This is a genomic window from Gemmatimonadota bacterium, assembly GCA_040388625.1.
In the GTDB taxonomy this organism is placed as follows: Bacteria; Gemmatimonadota; Gemmatimonadetes; order Gemmatimonadales; family Gemmatimonadaceae; genus Fen-1247.
Genome location: JAZKBK010000005.1, coordinates 335,081 through 356,821, shown reverse-complemented (window position 1 = coordinate 356,821; position 21,741 = coordinate 335,081). Strand labels below are relative to the sequence as shown.

The window sequence follows — 21,741 nt, the reverse complement described above, 5'->3', positions numbered from 1 at the left end:
GAACAACACTGTCACTGCACGCTACGGATCAATGCTCGTAGCTCGAGTTGATGAATGCATCGACGTCGTGATGCAGTTTGTCGTTCGCCTGCTGATCGATGTACACCATGTGTCCGGTCGGGAAGTAGTCGAATCCGATATTCTTGCGAATCGACGGTTCCAGCTGCATGTGCGATACGGTCTCTTCGATTCCGTTGAACGGTGTAGCGAAATCGTAGTAACCGGCCAGCACGCGCACCTTGAGCGATGTTTCCTGCGTCATCGCGCTACGAAGGGTCTCGGCCACCTGCGCTTGCGCTGACCGGTCCCACGGCCGGACATTCGCCGTCACCGTGTAGAAGGCGTTGCTCTTCCAGTGGAGATCACGCCGCACGTAATCCATGAACGTTGCCGTGAAGGCGCCTTCGTACGATGCTTCGCTCGGATCGTACTCTGCCCGCTCGCCGGCGGCGTCGCGGTTGTAGCCGGTGAATCGTGAATCCAGGCGGCCGAGGACTTCGCGCTTGTTGCGGAGCAGCTCGGTGAACCAGCGCTGCGGACTCACGCGCAGATTGGACTGCTCGATGTACGTCGGCGACAGCGCGGTGAGGCGAGCCATGTCGCTCACTACCTTCTGGTATTCGGCGGGAGTGATTTCGTCACCCTTCTCGAGCGCCTGCGCGTATTCCCCGTGCGCGAACGTGCGCCCCAGCTGCGCAATCTGCTCGAGCGATTGCTGCTGAAGATCCGGCGCCAGGAGATGGTGATACCATGCCGTCGTGACGTAGCCGGGCAGGAAGAACTCGGTGCGGTCGTCATCGCCCCACTGCGCAAAGGCGACCGATGAAAGCAGCACGATTCCATTCAGGTACATCTCGTGACGCTTCAACAGCACGCCCGACAGCTCGGCGGAGCGCGTGGTGCCGTAGCTCTCGCCAATCAGGAACTTGGGTGAATTCCACCGCTCGTTGCGCGTTACGTACTGATAGATGAAGTCGGAGAACCACGTCGCATCCTCGACGACACCGTAGAATTGCGCCGGCTTCTGGCCCGGTGCTGGGCGGCTGTACCCCGTCGAGATCGCATCGACGAACACGAGATCGGTCGCGTCGAGAAACGAGTCGGAGTTGTCGGTGATGCGGTACGGCGCCGGCATGCCGTGCCCGTCGGGCGTCAACACCACCTTCTTCGGGCCCATCCCCATGTGCGTGAACAGCGACGCCGAGCCGGGTCCGCCGTTATATACGAAGGCGATCGGACGACGCGCGACGTCCGGCACACCGTTCTTCGTGTACGCCACAAAGAAGAAGGTCGCCTTCGGCGCGCCGGAGTCGTCGCGAACCACGTAGGTGCCGGTGGTCGCCGTATAGTGGATCTGCTGACCCCCGATGGTCGCCGTGTGTTGGGTGACAACGGTAGTGTCAATCGCCGGCATCGGCTTGTAGGGCATGGCTGTCGTGGTCCGCGTAATCGTCTGCGCGGACTGGACCACGCCCCGAGGCGTAGTCTGGGAGATTGTCGTGTCCGACGTCGTTGTATCCGTCGTCGTCGAGTTGCCGGGACGTCCCCGTCCCCGCTGCTGTGCGCCTGCCGGTACCGTGACGACCAGAGCCGCCAGGGCGCCGATCGCCATTCGTGTTGCACTCATGCCTTGCTTCCTCGTTGGTGATGAACGAGGCCAATTATGGACGCGCCGGGAGAGTGGGTCAATACGAAGGGGTGCCGAGCGGGCTTGGGTGGGCGCGAAGCGCCAGCCGCTCCAGCAGCAACGAAGCCGCAGGATTATCTGTACTTTAATAACATACGATCGCGCGCACCGGTTACCGGCGCAGGCGACCCTGTTGGCGGCCTGAGTACCACGGAGTGTGTGACAGATGTCACAAACGCAACTTGACGTAGACACGCACAGGACCTGGCCGGCTGTTGCAGCCGCAGGGCTGCGTGTAGCCTTCGGTGTCGTATGGGCGGTTGGCGCGGCGCTGACGTGGTCACCGGAATTCGCGGTTCACTATGTAGGCTATCTGCACAACGCCGCACAGGGGCAGCCCGCCTGGCTGGCAGGCTGGTTCTCGATGTGGATCGCGCTGGTCACGCCGCACGCCCTTCTCTTCACATGGCTCACGCGCATCATTGAAACCGCGATCGCCGTGGCGTTGCTCACGGGCTTCGCGCGCAAGATCCTCTACATCGTGGGCGGCCTGTTCAGTCTACTGATCTGGAGCACCGCTGAGGGGTTCGGCGGTCCGTACACGGTCGGTGCGACGAACATGGGCACTGCGATCAGTTACGTGCTGATCTTCGTCGCACTCATCGCCATCAACAGCCGCGGGGGGCGCAGCCCTTACAGTCTGGACTATCACATCGAGAATCGGTGGCCGCGCTGGCGGCGGTTCGCGGAGTGGGGCACGGCGGATACGCTCGCGTCCGAACCCGAGCGTCTTCCATGGCGCATCCAGATCTTTGCCATGCTCGGCGTTCTCGCTCTGCTCGTGATGCTGATCGGCGGCCTGCACAGCGCGTTCAACGTGAGGTCGCCATCGCCTGGCGCAGCAGCTGCCGCGGTGTCGCCCCTCTCGCTCGCTTCTCAGGCGCCGATCGCGAAGGCTCGCGATGCACACCTGCCGCCGCTTCTCGGCACCGGCAACAGCGTCGATCTGCATCTTGTCGTCACGGACGAATCGGTTACCATCGCGAACGGAGTCGAGTATCAGGCGTGGACGTACAACGGCACCGTCCCGGGTCCGATCATTCACGTGCGCCAGGGACAGACGGTAAACGTGACGCTCACCAATCACGGCAACATGAAGCATTCCATCGACTTTCATGCCGCCGAGACAGAACCGAATCTCAATTACATCGACATCGAGCCGAACAAGTCGCTCAAGTTTTCATTTGTTGCGAACGTGGCTGGCGCGTTCATCTACCACTGCGAGACGCAGCCCATTCTGTTGCACGTCGGGAACGGAATGTACGGTGCACTGATCGTGGATCCGGCGACCCCGCTTCCACCTGCGAACGAAAGTTTCGTGATCCTGCAGAGCGAGTGGTACACGCAGCAGGCATCCGGACATCTCATGACCGCGAACTACGACCGGATGCTGGCCGAGCGCCCCGACGAAGTGGTCTTCAACGGCGTCGCGTTCCAGTACCGTGACCGTCCACTCGTCGCCATCGCGGGCGATCGCATTCGCATCTACCTCATCGACGGCGGCCCGAACCTGTGGACTTCGTTTCACGTCATCGGTTCCATGTTCGACAAGGTCTATCCCGATGGGGATGCGTCGCATGCGCTGAGCGGCGTCTCCACGTACACCGTCGGGCCCGGTGCGGGGGCCGTATTCGATTTGGTGATTCCCAAGCCTGGCAAGTACGCCTTCGTCGATCACGACATGGCGCACTTGATGGTCGGCGCGCTCGGCGTCATCGAGGTTCGCCCGGTTGGCTCGTCGCGAGTCGCGGCTCCCGTCGCCGCGACGCCGGCACTCGACACAACGACGGCCGTCGCGAGCGCGGCGCCTCCAGAGCCGCCCGGCCCGTATAGTTACGATCCAGCGCGAGGCGCCGCGGCTTTCGCAACCACGTGCTCCGCGTGCCATCAGACTACCGGCATGGGGATACCGGGTGCATACCCGCCGCTCAAGGGAAATCTCGTCGTGCTGGACGCCGATCCGGCCAAGCAAATCGACGTGGTGTTGCACGGACTTCAGGGGCAGAACATCGGCGGTACAGTTTATCCAGGCGCGATGCCCCCATTCAGCGGTCTATTGAACAACACACAGATCGCAGACATCATCAATCACGAGCGATCATCGTGGGGAAACAACAGCAGGAAGATTACGGCGAGCGAAGTGAAGGCGCGAAGAAAGCCGTGAGATCGCCGCACCCGGGTTCGCGCGGCCAGTGGTGAACGAGCCCAATTATGGGCGCGACGGACGGATGGATCGACCGGACTGGCGATCACCTCGTTCGGGGAAGTACCATTGGTCCATGCGATCACACCTCCTCGTTGCAACCGTCGCCGCCGTCGCGGCTACTCTCATAGGTGCGGCCCCCGTCCGCGCGCAGGATAACCCCTCGGGCGATCCCGTCGTCCAGAAGATCTACGACGAAGGGATGCACCACTCCCAGCTCGAGCGCCTCGCACAACCGCTCATGGACTCCATCGGGCCGCGGCTCACAGGCTCGGCGGCGAACCGCGCGGCCAACGACTGGTTGCTCAAGACGTACAAGTCGTGGGGCATCGACGCCCGGAACGAGAAGTACGGCACCTGGCGCGACTGGACCCGCGGCAAGAGCACGCTCGAGCTGGTGTCGCCGCGATATCGGGTCCTCGAAGCGACGATGCACGCGTGGAGCGCAGCCACCCCCGCCGCGGGAGTGACGGCCGACGTCGTCATTATTCCAACCGCGAGCCAGATCATCGACAGTGCAGGCTTCGCACGCTGGCTTGGCACGATCAAGGGCAAGCTGGTGCTGATCAGCGAGCCGCAAGTAACGTGTCGTCCCGACGCCGACATCCGCAGCTGGGCCGATTCGGCGACGTACCAGCACGCGGTGTTTCAGCGTGACAGTGCGGCCACGGAATGGCGTGCGAGATTCACCGCGGCGCATGTAGATGGTCGCACACTTCCCGCGTTGCTCGCGCGTGCTGGTGTTGCCGGCGTCCTCTCGAATGGCTGGTCGCGCGGCTGGGGCGTCGACAAGATTCAATCGTCGCGCGCCGCGGACGTTCCGTCGTTCGACGTGTCGTGCGAGGACTACTCTCTGCTGGCCAGACTTGCGTCGAACGGACAGACTCCGCGCGTCCATGCAATAGCCAACGCCAAGCTCGCACCAACTGAATCGCCGGTGTTCAACACGATTGCGGAGATCAAGGGCACCGAGAAGCCAGACGAATACGTCATGCTCTCGGCGCACCTCGATTCATGGGACTCCGGTAGTGGTGGAACCGACAACGGCACCGGCACGATCACGATGCTCGAGGCGATGCGCATTCTCAAGACAGCGTACCCGCATCCAAAGCGCACGATACTCGTCGGTCACTGGAGCGGCGAGGAGGAGGGCGAGATCGGCTCATCGGCATTCGCCGCCGATCATCCGGAAGTTCTGAAAGGGCTGCAGGCACTCTTCAATCAGGACAACGGCACCGGCGAGATCGACAGCGTTCAGACGAACGGATTCATCGACGCCACGCCGTCGCTCGCGCGCTGGATGTCGCGCATGCCGGCGGACATGACGCGCAACGTCTCGCTCATGTTCCCGGGAGTCGCACACAACGAGAGCACCGACAGCGACGCGTTCGACTGCTACGGCGCACCTGGATTCTTTCTGACGTCGTCCGACTGGTCGTACACAGACTACACGTGGCACACCAATCGCGACACCTACGACAAGATCAACTTCGACAACGTGAAGCGGAACGCAACGCTCGTCGCGCTGTTCGCGTACGAAGCGTCGGAAGATCCAACTTTCGTCTCGCGCACCCGCCGAGTGCCGCCGATCGATCAGCGCACCAATCAGCCGATGCGCGTTCCGTCGTGCCGCGTGCCGCCGCGGAGCTGGGAGGCATCGCAGCGGCGCTGAGCGATGCGTCACCGGGCCTGAGCGTTCGGCCGTGTATCGGCGTGGTGATTGGGCCTAGTGCGAGGGCCGCTTCGTAAAGATGACGAAATCCGCGACGCCGCTCTCCGGCGCGATCGGCGCCACCCATGGGTCGGCGACGGGGACGGCACTGATCACCACAAGGTTCCACGACGGCTCGCGCCGCTTCACGCGCTCCACCGTGCCCTGCGCGTAATCGCTGTGAAAGGCGCCGTCGAAATGAACGACTATCGCATCGCGCGGCGCCGCGCGCTTCGCTTTCACGATCGACTCGGCCATCGTCTCGTCCTTCACGCACTGCGCCACGTAGAAACGCTCGGCCATCGCGGTTGGAAGTGAATCGCCGGGCTCGGTCGCGCCACCCGAGCCGGTGGAATGCCCGTGCATCTCATCCATGAAGCGCGCATGATAGTCGTCCATCGGGCAGACATTCTCGCGTGCCGCTGTCAACCGCTCGCCTGGTGTGAGGCTGTCGAGCGCGGCCATCCCCTTTCGTCCCACAGCCGATGCGAGCGGGCGCGGCACGTTCGCGGCGACGACAGGCCAGTGACGCGTACGAGCCAGCTCCACCAGCGGCCGGTAAGCCGGGGCGTAGTTCGCCCACGGCCGACTGCGTGCGAGAAATTCAGCCTCGCTGATGCGACCAGCGAGATAATTGTCGATCACCGGCTGAACATCGCGCTCGAACATTTCGAGTGAAAGCACGACCGGTCGTCCGAGGCGGCCGATCGCGTCGAGCACCTCCGCTTCGGAGCGGTGCGTTTCCGGATCATCATGCTGCTCGCCGAAGAACACGACGTCGGAGCGCGACAGCCGATCGAGCATCTGCGGCATCGTCACGTCGCCGCGCGCAGCGGGTGAGACTATCCGATAGCCCGGCGTCGTCACCCTGATCGATGCCGCAGAGGGTGGTGCAGATGATGTTACGGACGGTGTTGCTGGTGATGTTACTGGCGTGACGCGACTTCCAGCCGATGCACACGCCGCCAGCGCGAATGCCAGAGTCGCCACAATGACGGATCGCACATTGACGAATGCGCGATGATGTTTCTCCAACGAATAGAAAGCTTGCATCTCGGTATGGTCGTAGTCGCGGAAGTTGAGAATCACCGGCGTGCCAATCAGGAATATCGGTATAGCGCGTCGACCGCGCCATAGTCGGAGGTCGAGCGTTGCCCTGAGCGACCGGAGCTCCCGGCTATTGCCCAAAGGTGTCATGCAAGGAAACAAATGGGGCTCGGCATATTTTACTTCAGCTCTTGCAACCCACTTGTGAACGGCACGAATCCAGCAGTGTGGAATCGGATACCACCAAGCCGGCGACCAATTTACACAGGAGAAGCCACGATGATCGGATCCACGCACAATCCATCACAGAACGCTGCATCCGGCAGTGGCGATAGCGTTGCCGCAACACCGAGTCGAGCCAAGTTGCACGTGGATCTGCGAGAGCTGTCGAACGACGAGGCGCTCGAGTTGCTCGGTCGGCATCATGTGGGTCATGTTGGAATCAGTTTCCATGACCTCGTGCGGCTGAAATTGTGCAACTACATCTATTCCGCGGGATGGATATACATACGCACGGAACTTGGCGAAGATCTCATAATGGCCAGGCATCATCCGTGGGCAGCGTTCGAGGTGCATGAAGCCGAGAGCGTCTATGATTGGCGTTCCGTGGAAGTCGTGGGAGCGGTCGAGTTCCTTTCCCCGGACATGCAATCAGCCGACTGGTTTCGATTCGAGACCGCGGTGCACCTGTTGAGAACGGCCGTCCCGCAGATACTCACCGCCGACGATCCGATGCCTCAGCGCGTACAACTTCTCCGTATACACGTCGACACGATTCGGGGCCGCCACTCGAGCAGCGGAACGCCGCAGACACTACCAGCTCCGTAGCGGTCCTGCTCAGTCCACCGTGCGGCCGCTGCCGAGCGTTGAAGGCGACGCCGCGCACGGGGTGAGACTGAGCTTCACTGTATCGTCTTCTTTCCACTCGCCGATGGATGAGTTTCATCGAATGCAGCAAGTATCTGATCTACGTGCCCGTCAACTTTCACCGGTGACCACACTCGCTCGATGCGTCCCTGCGGATCGATGAGGAACGTGGAGCGGATGGTCCCCGTGACCTCCTTGCCGTACATCATCTTCTTTCCGAAGGCTCCGTAGGCCTTCGCCACAGTGTTGTCGGGGTCCGACGCGAGTGCGAACGGAAGGCCGTACTTCTCGCGAAAGCGGCGGTGCGAATCCATCGAGTCTCTGGAGACGCCGAGTATCGTGGCGCCGTGACCCTGGAGCCGGCTCATGCTGTCGCGGAACGAGCATGCCTCGCGCGTGCAACCGGGCGTGTCATCCTTTGGATAGAAATAGAGTACCACTCGCGAACCACGCAGTCCGGCGAGTGACACGGTGCCCGCGGTACTTTCGAGCTCGAAGTCCGGCGCCAGAGCGCCTGCGGTCAGTTTCATACCTGTAACCTACGCTCGAGCGCGCTCGTGCAGCAACATCCATGAGATGCCCGACCAAAGCGCTCATGCAAAACAGCTCCGGTGCCGACATGTCGGCACCGGAGCTGTGCTTCTACGGATCCTTAGCGTCTGACCGAAACCTCTACTGCTGGCACCGCGCGAACGGACTGTCCGGCTTCGCCTTGTCGACAACTACGCGGTGATCCAGATCCGCAACTTTGGTCGCGATGTCGAACACCAGCTTGTCGACGCGAGCCATGTGCTCGTACTGGATGTACTGCGGCTCGTCCGTCACCTGGTGGTAATCTGCGTGGCCGCCCGTCGTGAAGAAGATTACCGGGATGCCGTACCGCGCGTAGTTGGCGTGATCGCTGCGGCAATAGATGTTCTGCGGATGTCCGTTCGCATCCATCGAATAATCGAACGAGAACGGAACCGGCTGACTGCTGTTCACACTCTCGGCGATATCGCCAAGCTCCGTTGACAGACGGCGGGATCCGACGAGCTGCAGATAATTGCTCGCGCCCTTGAGCTCCTCGCCAGCCTTGTTCTTGCCAGTGATGTCGGTCGCTGCACCGCGTCCTACCATGTCGAGGTTCAGATCCGCCACGATCGAATCGCGCGGAACCGTCGGATGATTCGTGAACCACTCCGAGCCCCAGAGTCCCTTCTCCTCACCCATCTGCCAGATGAAGATCAACGACCGCTTCGGCTTGATCGGTCCCTGTGCAAAGGCCTGCGCGATTTCGAGGATCGACACAGAGCCGGAGCCGTCGTCATCCGCGCCATTGCTGATCGAGTCGAGCCGCGGCGTATAGATCTTCCGCAACGAATCCTTGATCGCGTTGATCCGCACCCACTGCTCTGCCGTAGGCTCGGGCGCGTTGCGAGTGTCGGCGCCTTCCACGCGCGCCACTTCATTGTACGCCTTGAGTGAATCGTGCTCGACGACCGGACGCACGCCCGAAACGCCGATGTGATCCGCGTGCGCGCCGATCACGATGTACTGCTTGCTCAGCTTGGGATCCGTGCCAGGCAAAATGGCGACGACACTGCGCGTCGGCGCAGCGGCAGTCTTCACGCGAATGTCGATCGTTGCGGACGGTCCCGCATCACCGCGGGCGGCGCTCTCTACTGATTTTCCAAGCAGTGCGCTCGCGACCTGCGGCGTTACCGTGATGTTGAGACCACCGCCGCCGAATCCGCCGCGTCCACCGCGTGCGTTGGCTTCGTTCGGATGGCTGGCAGCATATGCCTCCCGACCCGAATTCTGCACCGTGTCATTGAGCACCGGCTGAAAGCGCGGCTTCGAGAGCGTCTCCGTGACCGTGACGATCGCCGCCGCATCGGCCAGCGGGTTGGCGCTGCCGGGCGCGCGCCGGAAAAAGCCGCGGGCGCCACCGGCCGGTGCCATCAGCACCACGATCTTCCCCTTGGCCTGATCGGCAGTGAGCTCGGCCGCCGTGTCACCAAACGTTCCGCCGAAGATGACCGGAGCCGACACCTTGTGATTGGCGGGCGGTGCGGAGAGGACAAAGTCCCTGTCGGCGTGGAATGTCTTCCCACCGACGCTGATCGTCGACGTCGTCGTTACGCTGCGCGCAGTTACCGGCATGTTCTGGAAATAGGTGCCGTGATCGCCGGCCGGCTTGAGACCCAGCTTCCGCACCTGGCTTGCGATGTACGCCGTAGCGTGCATCGCATCCGGAGTTCCCGCTTCGCGGCCCCGGAGCGAATCATCCGCGTAGATGTACAGGCGCGTCATGAGGTCGCACGGAGTGATGGCTGCGACCGTCGGGCCACCCTTGTACTTGAGAGGCATGGTAGCGCCCGGCTCGACCGCCGGACAGGTTTGCTGCGCCGAAAGCGCAGGCGCGGCGAGAGCGAGCGCCACGGACAGTGCCGCGACACTTCGAGAAATGGAGCGATGGCTCACTGAAGTCTCATGCAGAGGTGAAGGGTTGATGAATTCCCTGAAAAACATACGTGCCATGGGACCACGTCGTTCGACAGTGCCGGGACCCGGGGGTAACTTGATGATTGCGGACCATCCCAAACCCATCCCCCGAGACAGTCATGCCCCTACGCCTCCGCCTGTCCCTGCTCGCCCTTTGCTGTCTGGTCGCCGAAACGAACGTGCACGCGCAGAGCGACGCCCTCATTGCCAGGGCTCGCGCGATACATGATCGGGTGATCAAGCTGGATACGCACGTGGATTTCAACCCCTCATCCATGAGCGATACGCCGCCCAATTACGTCACCGGACTCCGCGGCCAGGTCGATCTCCCCAAGATGAAGGCCGGCTACAACGGCATCTTCTTCTCCATCTACGTGGGACAGGGCGAGCTGACCGATTCCGGATACCAGCACGCGTACGAGGCCGACGTCGCCAAGTTCGACGCCGTGCATAAGCTCGCAGAGACCATGGCGCCCGACCAGATCGAGATCGCGCGTACCGCCGCTGATGTGCGCCGCATCGTCAAGAGCGGGAAGCTGGTCGCGCTGATGGGCGTAGAGAACGGCTACGGCATCGGCACCGACATCACGCGGGTCAAGGAGTTCGCGGATCGTGGAGCACGCTATCTCTCGCTCTCGCACAACGGTCACAGCCAGCTGTCCGACTCCAACACGGGCGAGGCCGACAACGTGTGGATGTGGCACGGTGTGAGCCCGCTCGGCAAGCAGGTGGTCGCCGAAGCGAACAAGTGGGGCATCCTCCTCGACATCTCGCACCCGTCCCGGGAGTCGAACATGTGGGTGATGGCCAACAGCAAGGCGCCGGTCATCGCATCGCACTCGGCCGTGCGCGCGCTGTGCCCTTCGGCATCGCGCGACCTGGACGACGAGCAATTGCTCGCACTCAAGAAGAACGGCGGCGTGATGCAGACTGTGGCCTTCTCGTCGTACCTGGTGTGCACGCCCGCGCCTTCGAAGGAACGGACGGCAGCGTTGGAGGCGCTGGCGCAGCAGTACAACCTGCCGATGGCAGCGGTCGGTTTCAGCGCCGGTAGCACTGGCGGCGGCCAGACCCCGGCTGCACGGTCGGCGGCATGCTCCATTGGCGACCCGCCAGCTGAGCCGCAGTCCGTCGCGCGTGGCCAACGCGCGAATCCCCTTGCCTCCATGGATGACGCAACGCGCGCGCGATACCAGGCCCGGATCGACACGATCAACGCCAGCTATCCAGCGCCGGTGCCCGCGCGGCGCGCGACCGTGAAGGATCTCGTGAATCACATCGATTATGCCGTCAAGCTGATCGGGATCGATCATGTTGGCATCTCCTCGGACTTCGACGGCGGTGGCGGCATCGACGGATACAACTGCGCGGCGGAAGCCCCCAATGTCACGATCGAGCTCGTCCGCCGCGGGTACACGGAAAAGCAGATCGGGCAGCTCTGGGGCGGTAACCTGTTGCGCGTGATGGGACAGGCCGAAACCGTGGCCGCGCAGCTGCAGCGCGGGAGCTAGCGAGCTGAGGTCGGCGCGCCTCCCTGCATGGAGAGGGGAGGCGCGCGAACGGTGCCGTCGGCGTTTCTGTCTGGCGCGCACCACATTAAGCCGTAGATTCGTCTAACGTTCGCCCCCCAAAATCCGCTGTCGCCACATGGCTGACATCTTCGACCGACTACAAACGACCCTCGCAGGCTCCTACGTCCTCGAACGCGAGCTCGGCGGCGGCGGAATGTCGAAAGTCTTCCTCGCCGACGAGCTTCGGCTTGGTCGAAAGGTCGTCGTCAAGGTGCTCTCGCCGGAACTCGCGGCGGGGATCAGCGCGGAGCGATTCGAGCGGGAGATCAGGCTGGCTGCATCGCTGCAGCAGGCCAACATCGTTCCGCTGCTCTCGACCGGAGACACGGACGGGCTCCCGTTCTACACGATGCCGTTCGTCGAAGGCGAATCGCTCCGCGCAAGGCTCGGGCATCAGCCTGCGCTCCAGGTTCTCGACATCGTACGAATTCTTGGCGACGTTTCGCGCGCACTCCAGTACGCGCACGAGCGCGGAGTCGTGCACCGCGACATCAAGCCGGATAACGTTCTTCTGTCTGGCGGCACGGCTGTCGTCACCGATTTCGGAATCGCAAAGGCATTGAGTGCGTCGCGCACCGGCGGTGCGGGTGCGACGCTCACGCAGCTTGGCACGTCGATGGGGACGCCGGCATACATGGCGCCGGAACAGGCGGTCGGCGATCCGGACACCGATGCGCGCGCGGACATCTACGCGCTCGGCTGCATGGCATACGAGCTTCTCGCGGGTCATCCGCCATTTCACGATCGCTCGCCGCAACGCGTACTCGCAGCGCAGATCAGCGAGACACCGAAACCCATCGCGTCACTCAGGCCGGATGCACCAGCGGCACTGTGCGATCTCGTGATGCGCTGCCTCGCGAAGGATGCTGACGACAGACCGCAGAGCGCGGCTGAAGTGATACTCGCGCTGAACGTAGTAACCAGCGGATGGGGAGTGCCATCGCTTCCGCCGGTGCTGTTGCAAGGGCCCGGCGCGTTCCGGCGTGCGCTCATTGCATACGCGGTCGCTGTGATCATAGTGACGGTCGTGGTGCGAGCCGCGATGATCACGATCGGTCTACCCGACTGGGTCATGCCAGGCGCGCTTGCCGTGATGGCGCTCGGGCTTCCGGTGATCCTGTTCACGGGATACGTGCAGCGCGTGACGCGTCGCGCGCTCACGACGACGCCGGCGATCACGCCCGGCGGCGGACACGAAGCGCACGGAACCATGGCGACGATCGCACTGCGGGCGAGCCCACACGTTTCGTGGCAGCGTACGACACGCGGCGGTGTGTACGCGCTCGGTGCCTTTGCCGCACTCGTCGTCGCATTCATGGTGATGCGCGCGTTCGGAATCGGGCCGGTTGGATCGCTCCTCGCCGAGGGCCGACTCACTCAACGCGATCCGGTTCTCATTGCGGACTTCGCGACGAGCCACACCGATTCGAGCGTGGGACACGTCGTCGCCGAGGGCGTACGCCAGAATCTGAGTCAGTCGAATTCGATAACTCTGTTCACTCAGGCGAGTGTTGCGTCCGCACTGGCGCGCATGCAGCTGCCGCCGACCACTCCGCTCACACCCACGCTCGCGCGCCAGCTTGCAACGCGTGAAGGTATCAAGGCGTTCGTCACTGGCGACGTCACTGGACTCGGCAACGGATTCGTCATAGCGCTGCGGCTCGTTTCCGCGGATTCCGGCGATGTGCTCGCGTCGTATCAGACGACCGTCGACGGCCCGTCTCAGCTCGTCAGCGGCGTGGATGAAGTGACGCGCAAGCTGCGCGGAAAGATCGGCGAGTCACTCAAAAGTGTCCAGGACAGCCCGCCGCTCGCCCAGGTGACTACCGCCTCATATGACGCGCTCAAGGCGTACACCGAGGGTGCACGTGTATTCGACGACGAACAGGACTATCAGAAGGCAATTCCTCTCCTGCGTCAAGCCGTGACCATCGATACAGGCTTCGCGATGGCGTGGCGGAAACTCGCCATGGGCTATCAGAACGGTGGATACCCCCCTTCGGCGACATCCGCAGCGATCCTGAAGGCGTTCCAGTTGCGATCGCGCCTGACGGATCAGGAACGGTACATGGCTGAAGGCACGTACTATGGGTCCGGCGCAGGAATGGACAGGCCGAAGAGCATTGCAGCGTACCAGGCGTTGCTTTCGACCGGAAATGATTCGGCGTACGCGTTGAACAATCTCGGTGTGAACTACAACAGCCTCCGCAAGTTTGCGCAGGCAGAACAGATGTTTCGCCTGTCCGTACACCAGCCGGGGGGCAATTCGCTCGCATCGACGAACCTCGCGTTCGTGCTGGCCGTCGAGGGAAAGAATGCCGGTGCGGATTCGGCGCTGGCCAGCGCGTTGCAGAAAAGCCAGGGGCCCGGAGTGCTCTCGGCGACGGTAATAACGAAGTACGCCGAGGGTAACGCCATGGCCGCAGAGCGACTTGCCGACAGCGTGGACCGTGTTACGGCGAGTCCGGAGATGCGGCAGGCCATGCGGAGTAGCCGGGGCGTATTTGCAATCATTCACGGCAGGCTCGCCGAGGGACAGCGACTGTACGACGAGTCCACTGCCATGCAGCACGAGGCCGGTCTCTCCACCAGCCCGCCACTCACGGACTCGATCTCGTTCGTGATGATGGACTGGTGGCTGCGCGGACAGCGCGATCGCGCATTGAAGCGGCTGGACGCGGTAACTGCTGCGCTGCCCCTTGCATCACTGCCCGAGCTGGACCGTCCATACGGCGACCTGGGCGTCGCGTACGCTGCGCTGGGACGCACCGATCGCGCACGCGCTGTGCTTGCTCAGATCGCGCAGATTGCGGACACGGTTACGCGGCGTAATCGTCAACCGGACGCGCATCGGATCCAGGCTGAGATTGCGCTCACGGAGAACCGGGCGCGCGATGCAGTCACCGAATTCCGGAAGGCGGATAGCCTTCCCGATGGGCCGGTGAACGAAGATCCGTCGACTGTCCTGTACAATACGGGCCGCGCATTCGACAGGGCAGACATGCCCGATTCCGCCATAGTGATGTTCGAGCAATACCTTCATTGCCAGACCATCGACCGGTTCGCCAACGACATGGTGAATTTGGCCCTGGTACAGCGACGGCTGGGCGAGCTGTACGAGGCGAAGGGCGATCGTACACGCGCCGCTGCACACTACGCTGCTTTCGTCGATCTCTGGAAGAACGCCGACCCCGACCTCCAGCCGCAGGTAGCGGATGTACGGAAGCGCCTGGCGAGTGTCTCGACGAAATGAGCGGCGGGCTCACCCCCCACACGACCATCGATGCGTATCTCGCATCGCTGCCTCCGGACTCGCGACCCATTATCGAAGAGATTCGACGGATCGTGAAAGCCCGCGTTCCGGCGGCGGTTGAAACGATCAGTTACAAAATGCCTGCATTCAAGCTGGACCGGGTATTCTTCTTTTTCGCCGCGTTCAAGACGCACATCGGCATTTACCCGCCAGTAAAGGGAGATAGCAAGCTTCAGAAAGCGCTACTTCCCTATCGCGGTGAAAAGGGCAACCTCAGATTTCCCCTGAATGAGCCCATCCCGTACGATCTGATCGGCCAGGTCGCAGCCGCTCTATCACGGGAACGTGCGCGACAATGACATCGAGCGCCGCCGACTGAATCGCGATGGCGGACGCCAGCGCGAACGTTGCGCAATAGCAACTTGCTATTTCGTCCGCGCCTTCTCGAGCCTTACGCCGGTGGTTCCGTCGCGAACGGCAAGGTAAACGAAACCTCCCTTGCCGAACCCTGCGATCGTGCGACCTGGCGGAAGCTGCACGCGGTCGACGAGCTGCCCGCCGCTGTTAACCACATCGTAGACCGGCGCGCCATTGAACACGCTGGAGGTACGAATCCACAGATTGCCATCCGCATCGGCGCGCACAGCGCCGGCGGAGAACGCGGGCCGATAGTCCGGCATCTCCGAAAGCGGCGCGAACTCGACTGGAGGGAGCTCGAGCGATGTTCCACTCGACCGCGTCGCAGGCGCACCCGCCGCCGGTGGCCCGCCTTCCACGCGCATCTGGAACACGACTCCTCCAGACGGCGCCGCGCTGTTCGCTGATCCCGCTGTCGTCGACGCATTTCCCTGCATGATGGCGAGCTGACGCGTGCGTGCCTCTTCGACGACCCTTCGCGTAGAATCGACGATCGCCTGCTTGCTCGAGTCGTTCAACCGCTGCCAGTCGAAGGGCATCTTCTCGCCCTTCACCACTGTACCGTCCGGCTTCAACAGGTCGACGCGAAAGTCCGCACCGCGAACGACGGCAATGTTACCATCAGGCAGTAGCGCCCAGTCATCCGTCACGCTCAGCGGGTTCATCTGCATCGTTACCCGCATTCGCCCTTCGCTGGCGTTGATGCTCACGCGAGGTGCCGGAACCTTGATGTAACCGGCAGTGTCAGCGCGACGCTCGTTGAGATCGAAGCGGATTATCGGCGCAGAGTCTATCGCCACAGGCGCAACGACCTTGCCGTCGGGGCCCGGCGGCGTGAAGTTCGGCCGCAGCATAGTACGATACACGAGACGCCCTGACGGATCCATGCCGGGGTTGCCGAATGGTCCACCAATCAGAAATGTTGCGTCCTGCGCCTTCGGTACGGACATCACTCTCGCGACCTTGCCAGCTCCGTCAAGCACCAGCATCGACATGGATTGCGGATCCACGAACAGCGTCGTGTCTCCGTGATACGCGATGAGGCCGCCGAGTCGCGAGCTGTACGCCATCGACGTTGCGCTCGTGGAATCCGCGATGACGGTGCTGTGCGCGAGCGTGGGATCGAGCAGCGTGACCTTGCGCCCAGTCAGGTCGTTCACGAGTACGCTGCCATCCGATAACGCGCGCACCGACGATATGCTCGCAAACTCTGACGGAGATGCGACGGTAATCTGTCCGAGCGGCCGTACTGGCGGCAGCGTACTCTGCGCAACGAGAGGACCACCCGCGAGCGTCAGCGTGATGAAGAAGCGTGAATGGATCGACATGATCGAGTTCCAGTGAGCGATGACCGTACGTGTCATCGCATGATGAAGGTCTGCTGACCACCGCTCGGCGGCGATGGAAAGAGACTGGCATTGCCACCAACTCCCATCGTCCCCGAGCGAATCGATGCGAGATACTGAGTGTCGAGATATGCGCGTATGTAGTCCGGCAACAATCGCAGCTGAGCCGCCGTGAGTACACCCCGCACCTTCGGAACCAGCGGGAGCAGCAGATCCACCGAAGCCTCGCGCGCCCGCCGATAATGCGCATAGGCCTCGCCCTGATCGTAGTGATCCGGCAGCGCTGCCAGATATATCGAAACAGGATTCCATATCGAGTCGCGCTTTATGGAATACCAGCGATTCAATGTCGCAAGACTATCCGCCTGGCGCCCCGTAAGATGCAAGGTATCGGCCTGCTGAAGTATCGACGTCATTGGATTGGGAATGTCGCCGCTTCCATGAGTGATCTTGAGGATCGTCTCGCTTGCCTTCTGGCCTGGCTGCGTTCGCCCCCGGTCGAGCTGCTGCGTAAGGAGTTGGCGCTCACGCGACGGGCCTATGTCCACCCGTAGCATAGCCGTCAGCGTAACGGGCGCGCGAATCGCCGAGAATGCCGCGTTCGTCGCGCCGAAGCGCTGATTCACGTCGTACTTGTAACTGCGCGGTACCGGATCGAAGCCGCGTACATAGAGCAATGTCTGATCCGGAATTGCCAGCTGTCCCCAACCGCGCAGGTTGTTCTCGCCGTGCAACAACAGATCTGCGGCGCCAAGTGGATTCGAGGCGGCAAATGACAGCTGCGCGCGCTGCGGAAGTCTCACTTTGAGCGGATTGAACGCGAACGAGAGCGATGCCGTCGAAGTCCACGGCCCCTCGCAGCTGTTTCTCCGCGCGATCTGACCCAGCTGCGAGACAAGGCAGCGGCGGGCCTCGCTCGATCCGTTCGTGACAAGCGAGTGTATCGCGGCCGCTACCGGATCGGTACTCCGTGCAGCATCGAAGACGAATGCGCGGTCGTTCGAGTATCCATCCCCGTTTATGTCTCCAGCTACCTGCGGAGTGAATGGCGTTCCCGAGCGAAGATTGCCAAACCAGGTCATGCGCACCCAGTCGAACGCGTTATAAACGAAACTGTACGTGATCTGATGCCGCGAGTCGAAGGTGGACCGGGATTGCTCGACGTCGCGCGGATCGCCCGACGCGCTCGTGAATCCGCGCGCCTGCTCCCGCACATCCGAGAGAACGTACGCGAGACTCCAGGCAAAATGAGTATTGAAACCGATCGGCGACAACCGTACGGTGAACTGCCGGCTCTGTGACGTCAAATCTGAGCGAAGCGCTGTCACGTGTGAGAACAGTGGCGACACACGTCCGTCCGTTCCGCCGATCGACCCCGTACTTGCGACGATGCTCGCGGGCGATACATACACCGGCCGGTTCGCCTCTCCAGGCAGCACGAACTGCTGTACACCATTGAAATTCAGATCCACGAAGCTCGGCTGCCGTTGATTGACCGACAGCACGCCTTCAAAACTCGCGTTGAAGCGATTGTTCAACACCGCGCCATTCCACTGCAGATTCGACCGGACGCTGCGCGGTGCCGTATAGCTCCGGTCGAACAGCGTCACCGACGGCGCCGTGTTCGCGAACGGAGTGGCACTCGTACCGTCTGCGCATGCAGCAGGTATGCTGTTGACGCTCGCAATGTACGCCGACCAGTCGGGAATCGGCGTCGCAGGGCCCACGCAGAACACCTGCTGAATGCTGCCCGGCAGGCCGGTGTTGTCCAGCGCACCGCCGATGAGCGTCGCCTGCGGAACGCCCTGAAATACTCCGACGCCGCCGCGAACGACCGCGCGTGGGCCACGCGCCGCGCCGGCGAAAGCCGCGACCTGCGCGCCGGTGCCATACGCCCACGAGAAGCCGAGCCGCGGACTCACGTACGCGTGACTCGGCACGTGATCGTTCGACGTTCCGAAAATACGCGCGACGTCCGGGTTCGCGACGGGTTGCGTGGTGAACTGATTCGCATCGAGGCGCAATCCGTACTGCAACTGCAACGTCGTACTCGGCCTGTACGCGTCGCCCAGCGACAATGCTTCGATGTGATCGTTGCCGCTTCTCACGCGGCGCGACAACTGACGCGTGAACGACGTAGGCCGGTTCGCATCGACGTCGGCGAGCGAATTGAAGGTGAACGTACCCAGCGCGTTCGTCGTCTGGTCCTGCGAGTAGGCGTCGTTCCGAAGCTCACTCGTGAGCTTGACCCGGTGCTTGTTGTTCGTGCTGAACCACGAGAGCTGATTCATCAAGCCGGCAGTCGTCGTGGACTGGCGGGTGCCGAGGAACGAATTCCCGCCGAATCCGATATTTCGCACTGCGCTGGTGCCGTCGGCGAACGTCGATCCCACGAGCACGCTCGCGCTCGGCAACGCAGTGAAGGGGTCGCCGTGATTCGCGGACGTCGATACGCTCGCCTGCGTTTCCGACAGAACGCCCACGCCGAAATACGTACTGTGTCCCACCTGGAGCGCGCCCTGCGCGGACTTGCGATCGCCGCCGTGCGCCGGAACTTCCGTGTTCATTGCGCTCGCAGGTGACAGGCTCGTCACGTTGGCGCTCACCGTTACGTTGACGGCCGTCCCGCGCGTGGAGCTTGGAGGAGCGAAGTCGAAGGATCCGAAGAGAGAGGCCTGATCCGTTTCGCGGCTGGAACCGATCCGAGGTGCGGCGAGAGGCACTCCGGCCCGATTCAACAAACTGACGAGGCGCGTCACCGAGTCGAGACTCACACCCGCCGATTGCAACCCGAGCGCATCGGTACTGACGAGTGAGCGCAGGTCGCTCGCTCTTCGCCCGGCCTGAAATGCAAGATTGTAGAACGCCTTGTCGAATACCAGCGGCCCTGAGACTCGTCCGCCGAGTGACACGTTGTTGTACTGTTGTCCCAGCGCGCGGCCGGACGCGTCGGTCCACTGGAGGGCCGGTGCGTCCACATTTGCGCTTGTGTAACGCGTGATGTAGTTGGAGCCAGGCTGCGAGCGCACGTTCAGCTGCGCGCCTGCGAATCCACCGCGCGATACATCATACGGATTCGTCACGACCGAAGTGGAGATGCCCGCATCGCGCGGAACGTTCGACCCGTTGTACGACATTCCATTGAGTGTCGTGGCGTTCTGGTCGGGCGAGAGTCCGAGTACGGAGAAGCCGGAAGGGTCTCCGTCGGCGCCCGGGACGAGTGTCACGCCCGGGATACTTGCTGCCATGGCCGCGAGATCGCCTTGCTGCGCAGGATCGACGTTCCGGACATCTACATTATGCTCGGTCCCGCTGATGTCCGGCGTCGCAACACCGCGCGGCGGTGGCTTGCGGCCGGCGCCGACCTGCACCGTGTCGAGCTGCGTGACGGCCGTGTTCATGGTTGCGTCAGCGATGAGAATCTCTTCATCAGCCGATCGCTTGATTTCGAACCGTTTTGGAGCGAAGCCGAGTATGGCGAGACTCACGAAGTAGTCGCCCTCGCCACCCGGAAAGATCACCGTGAAGCGCCCGCTGTTGTCCGTTCGAGCGGTGCGGCTGACGTTTCCGGAGACCGACGTCACAGTCACTCGAACGCCGGCGATCGCGACACCGTCGCGCCCTGTAATGAGGCCGCGAATGACGTCCGCTTGCTGGGCTGCAGCGGACCTGGCTCCCAGGAACAGGGGAACCGCCAGTGTCAGGGCCATCACAAATCGAAGCAGCGACGGATGGATTTGCATTCAGTCGTGCTTTGCAGTGGTGATTGAGCCTCTGGACCGGCCTGTCGGTACCTACAGTACGTCTTCGTACAGATCGTGTCAAGAAAAGAATGCGTTTCGCGGCCGTCGGCCAGCCTCCAGCTCGGCCCCCACCGTCAGGGGCCTTGGACCATTCTGATCCCCTGGTGTAATATGAACGAGGCATCGGTCGTCACCCCCTGACGGCAACCGTTCCTGCTGCCCCGACACTCGGTCGCGGGCCCGATCGCGACTCTGGAATCAGCATGGCATCACGGAAATACCTTAACCTGCTTCCAACCCTGCTCATTGCTGCGACTGCGGTCGCGTACGTGGGGTCGAATGCCAATCCCGCTTATTCCGCGTCGCGTAGGAACGGCCGAGTGCTCCGCTCGGCAACGACGCTGGCATCGATGCATACGGGGAACGTGAGCGCAGCTATCGGGTCCGTATTCAGCGGCCGCGTTTCACTGAAGCCTGCGGCCCGCAACAACGAGGAGATCGAGACCAGCACCCGGAACGCGCTCGGCGCACTCGCGTCCGCGGTACGGCCACTCAGCAACTCGCGCGCGCTCCCTGACGCATTCGAGAGCTATTTCGCGTTCAGGGCCGCGCATCCGGACAGGGTGCGCAAGCCGTATCTGTACTTCGTCGACTACGGCCTGCCCAGCACGCAGCCGCGCGGATACGTCTTCGACATGGATGCGCTATCCATAGTCGACGGACCATTCATGGTAGCGCACGGCCGCGGATCTGCGCCCAACTCGGCTGGCGTCCCCAAGCGATTCTCCAATGCCTTCGGTGCAGCCACGACTTCGCTTGGCCTCTACGTCGCACAGGAGATCTACGCTTTCACCGGTCACGCAGGCGGCCAACCGTACCATTCGGTCGGCTTGAGGCTCGCGGGAGTATCGGGTGACTTCAACAACAACGCGCGAGCGCGCGGAGTTGTCGCGCACGGGGCACCGTACGTCACATCCACGCGCGCAGGACGGAGCGAGGGCTGTCCGGCGATGGAACCTGCACGCGCCAAACAGCTGCTACCCAAGCTCGCGAACGGCGGTCTCGTGTTCCTGTTCGCGCCGGATAGCAACTGGATGACGCACGACCCCTGGATCGACGCGGGCTGATTTCGCGTTGCACGTCGGCCGTACAATCGCGCCGTCGGCCGATCATGTCGCCGGAACGGTCAGGACTTTCTCCATGCCGAGTTGGAAGTGCAGTTTGTTGTCTGTTTGCATCCAGCAAACAAGAACGTAGGTGCCGGAAGTGATCGCGCCGTCACATAACCCTGCTCATCGAGATGCAGCCCCGTAGTACCACCCAGCCTACCGAAACCCCCGCGGCCGACGGCGCTGACATTGTCGTCGACGGGCGCAGATGAGAATTGCGGCCGCCGTCAGCGCGGCGGT

Annotated in this window: 13 protein-coding genes; 7 read left to right on the top strand and 6 right to left on the bottom strand. The window is 62.6% G+C overall.

The window, feature by feature from the left end; all coding sequences use genetic code 11:
- Nucleotides 1-28: 28 nt before the first annotated feature.
- A complete protein-coding gene (locus V4529_13305; protein MES2359305.1) occupies nt 29-1,627 on the bottom strand; it encodes a peptidase S10 in 1,599 nt (532 codons plus the stop codon).
- Between the two features lie 226 nt (nt 1,628-1,853).
- Between V4529_13305 and V4529_13300 the strand changes: the two genes are divergently transcribed.
- Both V4529_13300 and V4529_13295 read left to right on the top strand, forming a co-directional pair.
- On the top strand, nt 1,854-3,851 hold the full coding sequence (locus V4529_13300) for a multicopper oxidase domain-containing protein (GenBank protein MES2359304.1): 1,998 nt from the start codon (nt 1,854-1,856) through the stop codon (nt 3,849-3,851).
- Nucleotides 3,852-3,966: 115 nt separating this feature from the next.
- Nucleotides 3,967-5,562, top strand: coding sequence for a M28 family peptidase (locus V4529_13295; protein ID MES2359303.1), 1,596 nt, complete (start codon nt 3,967-3,969; stop codon nt 5,560-5,562).
- A 54-nt stretch (nt 5,563-5,616) separates the two neighbouring features.
- Here the strand turns inward: V4529_13295 and V4529_13290 are convergent, their stop codons facing one another.
- A complete protein-coding gene (locus tag V4529_13290) occupies nt 5,617-6,798 on the bottom strand; it encodes a ChaN family lipoprotein (GenBank protein ID MES2359302.1) in 1,182 nt (393 codons plus the stop codon).
- Between the two features lie 129 nt (nt 6,799-6,927).
- Here V4529_13290 and V4529_13285 point away from each other — a divergent pair, with 129 nt between their 5' ends.
- Nucleotides 6,928-7,476 (top strand): pyridoxamine 5'-phosphate oxidase family protein, encoded by a 549-nt coding sequence (locus V4529_13285; GenBank protein ID MES2359301.1) that lies wholly within the window; start codon nt 6,928-6,930, stop codon nt 7,474-7,476.
- Between the two features lie 74 nt (nt 7,477-7,550).
- Here V4529_13285 and V4529_13280 read toward each other — a convergent pair whose 3' ends face one another.
- Together V4529_13280 and V4529_13275 are read right to left on the bottom strand one after the other, a co-directional pair.
- Nucleotides 7,551-8,045 carry a peroxiredoxin gene (locus V4529_13280; protein MES2359300.1) on the bottom strand — a complete coding sequence of 165 codons (495 nt, stop codon included), beginning with the start codon at nt 8,043-8,045 and terminating at the stop codon, nt 7,551-7,553.
- Nucleotides 8,046-8,187: 142 nt separating this feature from the next.
- Nucleotides 8,188-9,981, bottom strand: a complete 1,794-nt coding sequence (locus V4529_13275) for a M28 family peptidase (GenBank protein MES2359299.1) — start codon at nt 9,979-9,981, stop codon at nt 8,188-8,190.
- A 140-nt stretch (nt 9,982-10,121) separates the two neighbouring features.
- On the opposite strand from V4529_13275, the gene V4529_13270 reads away from it, so the two are divergent.
- The 3 genes from V4529_13270 (at nt 10,122) to V4529_13260 (ending at nt 15,185) form a co-directional block, all read left to right on the top strand.
- Nucleotides 10,122-11,513 carry a membrane dipeptidase gene (locus tag V4529_13270; protein ID MES2359298.1) on the top strand — a complete coding sequence of 464 codons (1,392 nt, stop codon included), beginning with the start codon at nt 10,122-10,124 and terminating at the stop codon, nt 11,511-11,513.
- A gap of 136 nt (nt 11,514-11,649) precedes the next feature.
- Complete coding sequence (locus V4529_13265; protein MES2359297.1) at nt 11,650-14,826, top strand: protein kinase; 3,177 nt, start codon at nt 11,650-11,652, stop codon at nt 14,824-14,826.
- Nucleotides 14,823-15,185, top strand: coding sequence for a DUF1801 domain-containing protein (locus V4529_13260; GenBank protein ID MES2359296.1), 363 nt, complete (start codon nt 14,823-14,825; stop codon nt 15,183-15,185). Before V4529_13265 ends, V4529_13260 begins: the two co-directional genes overlap by 4 nt.
- 66 nt (nt 15,186-15,251) lie before the next feature.
- On the opposite strand, the gene V4529_13255 is transcribed toward V4529_13260, so the two are convergent.
- Entirely contained in the window at nt 15,252-16,607 is a 1,356-nt protein-coding gene (locus V4529_13255; GenBank protein MES2359295.1) for a hypothetical protein, read from the bottom strand.
- The gene (locus tag V4529_13250; protein ID MES2359294.1) at nt 16,604-20,332 is read right to left on the bottom strand and encodes a TonB-dependent receptor; all 3,729 of its coding nucleotides are present in this window, start codon (nt 20,330-20,332) and stop codon (nt 16,604-16,606) included. The genes V4529_13255 and V4529_13250 overlap by 4 nt, the downstream gene beginning before the upstream one ends.
- A gap of 263 nt (nt 20,333-20,595) precedes the next feature.
- Here V4529_13250 and V4529_13245 point away from each other — a divergent pair, with 263 nt between their 5' ends.
- The gene (locus tag V4529_13245) at nt 20,596-21,459 is read left to right on the top strand and encodes a murein L,D-transpeptidase catalytic domain family protein (GenBank protein ID MES2359293.1); all 864 of its coding nucleotides are present in this window, start codon (nt 20,596-20,598) and stop codon (nt 21,457-21,459) included.
- The last annotated feature ends 282 nt before the right edge of the window (nt 21,460-21,741 follow it).